This is a genomic window from Pseudorhodoferax sp. Leaf267, from assembly GCF_001422405.1.
In the GTDB taxonomy this organism is placed as follows: Bacteria; Pseudomonadota; Gammaproteobacteria; order Burkholderiales; family Burkholderiaceae_C; genus Pseudorhodoferax.
The window spans coordinates 1-6,310 of record NZ_LMMV01000018.1 but is presented as its reverse complement, the minus strand read 5'-3'; the positions used below and the strand labels follow the sequence as shown (position 1 = coordinate 6,310).

6 protein-coding genes and 1 pseudogene are annotated in these 6,310 nt (G+C 71.6%); 4 read left to right on the top strand and 3 right to left on the bottom strand.

What is annotated here, in order from left to right:
- Both ASF43_RS17060 and ASF43_RS29925 read right to left on the bottom strand, forming a co-directional pair.
- On the bottom strand, positions 1 to 446 hold a 446-nt coding region (locus ASF43_RS17060), incomplete at its 3' end, for a hypothetical protein (RefSeq protein WP_200932564.1).
- Positions 436 to 594 (bottom strand): annotated as a pseudogene (locus ASF43_RS29925) (type I restriction-modification system subunit M N-terminal domain-containing protein); the annotation flags it as partial. The pseudogene ASF43_RS29925 and the gene ASF43_RS17060, both read right to left, overlap by 11 nt.
- A gap of 160 nt (positions 595 to 754) precedes the next feature.
- Here ASF43_RS29925 and ASF43_RS17055 point away from each other — a divergent pair.
- From ASF43_RS17055 to ASF43_RS17040, 4 genes are all read left to right on the top strand, one after another.
- On the top strand, positions 755 to 1,105 hold the full coding sequence (locus ASF43_RS17055) for a nucleotide pyrophosphohydrolase (protein WP_056183613.1): 351 nt from the start codon (positions 755 to 757) through the stop codon (positions 1,103 to 1,105).
- Between the two features lie 14 nt (positions 1,106 to 1,119).
- Entirely contained in the window at positions 1,120 to 1,806 is a 687-nt protein-coding gene (locus ASF43_RS17050; protein WP_056183610.1) for an alpha/beta family hydrolase, read from the top strand.
- 91 nt (positions 1,807 to 1,897) lie between these two features.
- Positions 1,898 to 3,139 carry a GGDEF domain-containing protein gene (locus tag ASF43_RS17045; RefSeq protein WP_056183608.1) on the top strand — a complete coding sequence of 414 codons (1,242 nt, stop codon included), beginning with the start codon at positions 1,898 to 1,900 and terminating at the stop codon, positions 3,137 to 3,139.
- A gap of 103 nt (positions 3,140 to 3,242) precedes the next feature.
- Entirely contained in the window at positions 3,243 to 4,007 is a 765-nt protein-coding gene (locus tag ASF43_RS17040) for an SDR family NAD(P)-dependent oxidoreductase (RefSeq protein ID WP_056183606.1), read from the top strand.
- A gap of 7 nt (positions 4,008 to 4,014) precedes the next feature.
- On the opposite strand, the gene paaZ is transcribed toward ASF43_RS17040, so the two are convergent.
- Positions 4,015 to 6,072 carry a phenylacetic acid degradation bifunctional protein PaaZ gene (paaZ, locus tag ASF43_RS17035; RefSeq protein WP_056183604.1) on the bottom strand — a complete coding sequence of 686 codons (2,058 nt, stop codon included), beginning with the start codon at positions 6,070 to 6,072 and terminating at the stop codon, positions 4,015 to 4,017.
- Positions 6,073 to 6,310 lie beyond the last annotated feature (238 nt).

Here is a 6,310-nt window from a genome sequence, read left to right as displayed (position 1 = left end):
TCGCGCGCGCGCCCGGTGCGCAACGCATCGAGCAGCGCCAGCAGGCGGTGCAGCGCCGGGTCGGCCAATGCCGCCTGCGGCGCGGTGCGGTACAGCGGCGAGAGCGTGGGGCCCTTGGCGCTGCCGGTGGGGTGGGCCCACACCGGCGCCTCGCCGGCGGCAGCCGCGACCTTGCCCGCCAGCGGCTCGGCACCGAAGGAGGTGGGCACGCCCCGCTTGGCTGGGCCCGCGGTGGCGGGCCAGATGTAGCGCACGCCATGCAGCATGAATTCCAGCAGGCTGGGCCGCACCGGCGACCACTCACCCCGCTCGGGCGACACCGCCAGCCCGCAGGCCACGGCACGCTTGACGCTCGCGTGCGCCTCGGACGCGCTCATGGCCAGTGCCTCGCCCAGCGCGGCATAGGTCCAGCGCTGCGGCGAATGCGCCGCCACCTTCAGCAGCACCAGCAGGTCTTGGGGTTTGAGTTCCGCAGTCGAGCCGACGCAGCACGGTGAAGGGCAGGATGACGCGGCCGTATTCGCTTTGTTTGTAGTCGCCGCGCAGCAGGTCGGCGACGGACCAGATAAAGGACGACAGTGTCTGGTGGTTCACGGCAGGGGAAATGAGAAGCCGGAGACTGGGCCGGGCATAGAACGCGACCGCGCGCGCATGGTACCGGCCCGATGCTGGGCACGGCGGCGCGGGCGCCTGAGGCATGATGGATCGCTCTGGCTCCCTGCCGTGCGTGCTGTCCAGCCCGCCACTCGCCCCCATGCCCGACTCCCTCCAATCCCTGCGCCACCAACTCGCCTCCTTCGCCGCCGACCGCGACTGGCAGCCCTTCCACGCGCCCAAGAACCTCGCCTCCGCACTCATCGTCGAAGCCGGCGAGCTGCTGGAGCATTTCCGGTGGATGACCGAGGCGCAGAGCCGCGCGCCCACGCCTGCGCAGAAGGAGCCCGTGGCTGCCGAGATCGCGGATGTGTTGCTGTACCTGGTGCAGCTGGCCGGTGCGCTGGGCATCGACCCGGTGGCCGCGGCGCAGGCCAAGATGCGGGTCAACGCGCAGAAGTACCCGGTGGACGAGGCGCGCGGCAACAGCACGAAATACGACGCGCGCTGAGCGCCCTGCCCGCCATGGACACGCGCCACCTGCAGCTCACCACCGCGCGCGGCGACGTGGTCAGCGCCCTCGCGACCACGCCCGACACCGCGGACGCCGCCTACGTCTTCGCCCACGGCGCCGGGGCAGGCATGGAGCACCGCTTCATGCAGGCCGTCGCCGAGGGGCTAGCGGCGCGGCGCGTGGCCTGCCTGCGCTACCAGTTCCCGTCCATGCAGGCCGGCAAGCGGCGCGTGGACAGCCCGGCCGTGGCGCATGACACGGTGCGCGCGGCGGTAGGCCTGGCGCAGCAGCTATGGGCCGCCATGCCGCTGTTCGCGGGCGGCAAGTCCTTCGGCGGGCGCATGACCTCGCAGGCGCAGGCGATCGCGCCGCTGCCGGGGGTGCGCGGGCTGGCGTTCCTGGGCTTTCCGCTCCACCCGGCGGGCAAGCCGTCGGTGGCGCGCGCGGAGCACCTGGCAGACGTCGACATCCCGATGCTGTTCGTGCGAGGCACGCGCGACGCGCTTGCCGAAGCCGCGCCGTTCGACGAGGCCAGCGCCCCGCTCGCGCGGCGCGCGACGCGCGTGGACATCGCCGAGGCCGACCACGGTTTCAGCGTGCTGCGGCGCAGTGGGCGCACGGACGACGAGGCGCTGGACGAGGCGCTCGACGCGCTCGTGGTGTGGACGCAGGCATGGCATATCCACCCAGCCGGTTGAGGCGCAGCCGAAACAAATTCACACAACTCGACCCGGCCTTTGCTATCGTCGCCGCTTTGCCGAACGAGCTGCCACGCCAAGCAACGCGCCGATGACTGTCGATATCTGGGAACTGCACACCGGCACCTTGGGCATCAGCGCCGTGTTGCTGACTGCCGCCATCGCCGCGATGGCGTTCATCACGGCGCGTACCAGCCTGGTGGGCACGCGGGCCGCTCGCGCCTGGGGTTGGGCGATGGCGGCCGCGGCGGCGGCGTTCTTCTTCTGGTTCGTGGGGCAGGCGCTGGACGACTGGGTCGAGTTCCTGCCGGGGAACGTGTCGGCGGTCGCGTTCAGCGTGCTGTTCCTGCGCGCGGCGCATCTGCTGGTGGGCCGGCCGCTGCGGCGCGCCTGGCTGGTCGCGCACTTCATGGTGGGCGCCAGCGGCATCGCGGCCGTGGCGCTGGCGTCGGCGCCGCGCGGCGTGGCCGTGTTCTCGATCGCGCTGTCCTTCCTGTGGGCCGGGGCGGGTTTCATCCTGGCGATCGCGCGCCACCGTGAGATGCGCGCCTCGGGCTGGGGCAAGGCCCTGGTGCTGGTGCTGGCGGTGTGGTGCTGCGGCGTGACGGGCGCGCGGCTCTACGTGCTGTTCTTCGGCGCGGGCCCCGAGTCGGTGCGCGCGATGGCGTCGACCACGGTGCAGGTGTGGGCGCTGTTCTCCACCATCCTGATGCTCGTCGTCGTGAGCCTGGGCTTCCTCGCGATCCTGGCCGACCAGCAGCACCGGGCCGCGCTGGAGAGCGCGCGGCGCGACGGGCTCACCGGCGCGCTGACGCGCACAGCCTTCTTCGAGCAGGCCGAGCAGCGGGCCGGCAGGGCGCCGCAGTACGCGGTGATGATGCTCGACGTGGACCACTTCAAGCGCGTGAACGACAACCATGGGCACCTGGGCGGCGACACGGTGTTGCGCCATGCGGCGGCGCAGCTGCTGCGCTGCGTGCGCAGCGCCGACCTGGTGGGACGCTATGGCGGCGAGGAGTTCTGCGTGCTGCTGCCCGACTGCGACGCGGACGAGGCGGCCGAGGTGGCGCGGCGCGTGTGCCAGCAGTCGGCGCGCCACCCCGCGCGGCTGCAGGACGGGCAGAGCGTGGCGTTCACGGTGTCGATCGGCGTCGCCATATCGGACGGCTGCAGCGCGGCGCAGAACGATGCCGCAGCGCTGGAGCGTGTCATCGACCTGGCAGACCGCGCGCTGTACCGCGCCAAATCGCAGGGGCGCAACCAAGTGCAGGTGTTCGACCCAGAAGCTCCCGCCGGCTCGGGCCAGAGCCGCCTGGCGCCGCTGCCGGCCTGACGCGCCGGCCCACTCGCCCCACAAGGGGTGCCCGCACCGTCCTACGCGCCGCGCGCGGCGCCGTTCCTAGCATGGGCCGCTTTCTCTTCACAGGAGTGCGCGCATGGAACGCTTCAAGGGCAAGACCGTCATCGTGACGGGCAGCGCATCGGGCATCGGCCGCGGGGTGGCCGAGCGCTTTGCGCAGGAGGGCGCCCATGTGGTGCTCAGCGACATCAACGCAGGCAAGCTGCAGGAAGTGGCGCGCGGGCTGGATGCGGGCCGCACGATGGTGCAGCGCTGCGACACCGGCGACTACGCGCAGGTGGAGGCGCTGGTGCGCGCCGCGGTCGCGCGCTTCGGCGCTCTGCATGTGATGGTCAACAACGCCGGTGTCGCCACCGAGGGGCCGGCCGGCGAGGTGCAGCTCGACGACTGGGACCAGACCATCCGCGTGGACCTGAGCGGCGTGTTCTACGGCTGCCGCGCCGCGCTGCCGGAGCTGCTCAAGACCAGGGGCTGCATCGTGAACACGGCCTCGGTCTCGGGCCTGGCCGCAGACTGGGCCATGTGCGCCTACAACGCGGCCAAGGGCGGCGTGGTGAACCTCACGCGCTCGATCGCGCTGGACTACGGCGGCCAGGGCGTGCGCTGCAACGCGGTCTGCCCCTCGCTCACGCGCACGGGCATGACCGAGGACATGCTGGACGACCCTGCGCTCATCGCCAAGTTCATGGAACGCCTGCCGCTGGGCCGCGTGGCCGAGCCGGCCGACATTGCGGCCGTGGTGGCGTTCCTCGCCAGCGAGGACGCGCGCTTCGTGAACGGGGTGAACCTGCCGGTCGACGGCGGCGTCATGGCGTCGAACGGGCAGCCGCCGCAGGGCTGAGCCGCGCTCAGGCCTGCGCCACCGGCTTCTTCGCCACCAGCGTCAGGATGTCGTAGCTGGCGACCAGCTCGCCGTCCTGGTTGCTGACCTCCACGTCCCAGGCCACGACGCCCTGGCCCTGGCCGCTGGCGTCCTTCTTGTTGCGGTCGATCTTGCGCTTGCAGGTCAGGCGCGCCTGGATGGTGTCGCCGATGCCCACGGGCTTGACGAAGCGCAGCGTGTCCAGCCCGTAGTTGGCCAGCACCGGGCCGGGCGAGGGCGAGACGAACAGGCCGGCCGCGGCCGACAGCACGAAGTAGCCGTGCGCGATGCGCTTGCCGAACGGGCTTTGCTTGGCGGCCACGTCGTCGAAGTGCATGTAGAAGTAGTCGCCCGAGATGCCGCCGAAGGCCACGATGTCGGCCTCGCCCACGGTGCGCCGGTGCGTGCGCAGCGAGTCGCCGATGGAGAGGTCCTCGAAGTGGCGGCGGAACGGGTGGACCTCGCTCTCGCGCACGGCCGCGCCGCGCACATGCTCGCCGGTGATGGCGGCGAGCATGCTGGGCGAGCCCTGCAGCGCCGCGCGTTGCAGGTAGTGCTTGACCGCGCGCAGGCCGCCCAGCTCTTCGCCACCGCCCGCGCGGCCCGGGCCGCCGTGTTTGAGCTGCGGCAGCGGCGAGCCGTGGCCCGTGGATTCGGCCGCGGCCTCGCGGTCCAGCACCAGCAGGCGGCCGTGCCATGCTGCTGCCACGGGGATGGCGCGGGCGGCCGTGGCCGGGTCGCGCGTGACCAGCGTGCCCACCAGGCTGCCGCGGCCGCGCGCGGCCAGGGCCAGTGCTTCGTCAATGCCGTCGTAGGGCATCAGCGTGCTGACGGGGCCGAAGGCCTCCACGTCGTGCGCGGCGTCGTGTTCGAGGGGCTTGCGGCTCAGCAGGAGCGTGGGCGCGAAGAAGGCGCCGTCAGACACGCCATCGCCCACCGGCGCGAAGCCGTCGCGCGCGCCATGCACGAGCTCGGCCCCCTGCAGCAGCAGCTCCACGCGCTCGGCCACGTCGGCCTGCTGCGCGCGCGAGGCCAGCGCGCCCATGCGCACGTCTTCGCGCGCCGGGTCGCCGACGACCACTTTGGCCAGGCGTGCGCGCAGGCGTTCGGCCACGGCGTCCAGGTGCTGGCGCGGCACGATGGCGCGGCGGATGGCCGTGCACTTCTGGCCGGCCTTGACCGTCATCTCGCGCGCGACCTCTTTCACGAACAGCTCAAACTCCTCGTCGTTGGGCGTCACGTCGGGCGCGAGGATGGCGCAGTTCAGCGAATCGGCCTCGGCGTTGAACGGGATGGCATGGCGCACGAGGTTGGCGTTTACGCGCAACCTGGCGGCGGTGTCGGCGGAGCCCGTGAAGGTCACGACGTCGGGGCCCTCCAGTCGGTCCAGCAGGTCGCCCGTGCCGCCGATCACCAGCTGCAGACTGCCCGCGGGCAGGATGCCGGATTGCTCGATGAGCCGCACCAGTGCCTCGGTCAGGTAGCTCGTGGACGTGGCGGGCTTGGCGATGCAGGGCATGCCGGCGAGGAAGCTGGGCGCGAACTTCTCCAAGAGGCCCCACACCGGGAAGTTGAACGCGTCGATGTGCACGGCCACGCCGCCGCGCGGCACCAGGATGTGCGTGCCCGCGAAGCCGCCCTTCTTGCCGAGCGGGAAGGCCGGGCCTTCGTGCACCAAGTTGCCAGAGGGCAACTCGTTGGTGCCGATGGCCGCGTAGGCGCTCAGCGTGCCGGCGCCGCCTTCGATGTCGATCCAGCCATCGTTGCGCGTGGCGCCCGTGTGGGCCGAGAGCGCGTACAGCATCTCCTTGTGCGTGGCGAGGTACTTGGCCAGGGCCTTCAGGCGCTCGGCGCGCTGCTGGAAGTCCAGCGCCATCAGCGCGGGGATGCCGGTGCGGCGTGCGTAGGCCAGGGCCTCGGCGAAGTCGACGGCCTCGGCATGCGTGCTGGCCACGGCGCGGCCGTTCACGGCGCTCAGCAGGGTTTGCGCAGGCTGCTGGCCGATCCAGCGGCCGGCGATGTGGCTTTGCAGTTGAATGCTCATGAAGTCTCTCTTTCAGTTGTTCATGGCGCGGTGCGCCGCCCGCAGGAGATGAGACGGGTGGCTGCCAGCGCCGTTCCGAAGGCCGCGGAGCAGGCCATGCCAGTGCACCCGCGGAACTGGCTCTGCCAGGCCGCTGGGTGCGCCCCTTGAGCAACTGTGTTGAAAGTCAAGCGTTTGCATGGGTGACCTCGTGCTTCAAAGGATCCCAGGGGGCCTGGTTCCTGAGCATGGCGTTGAG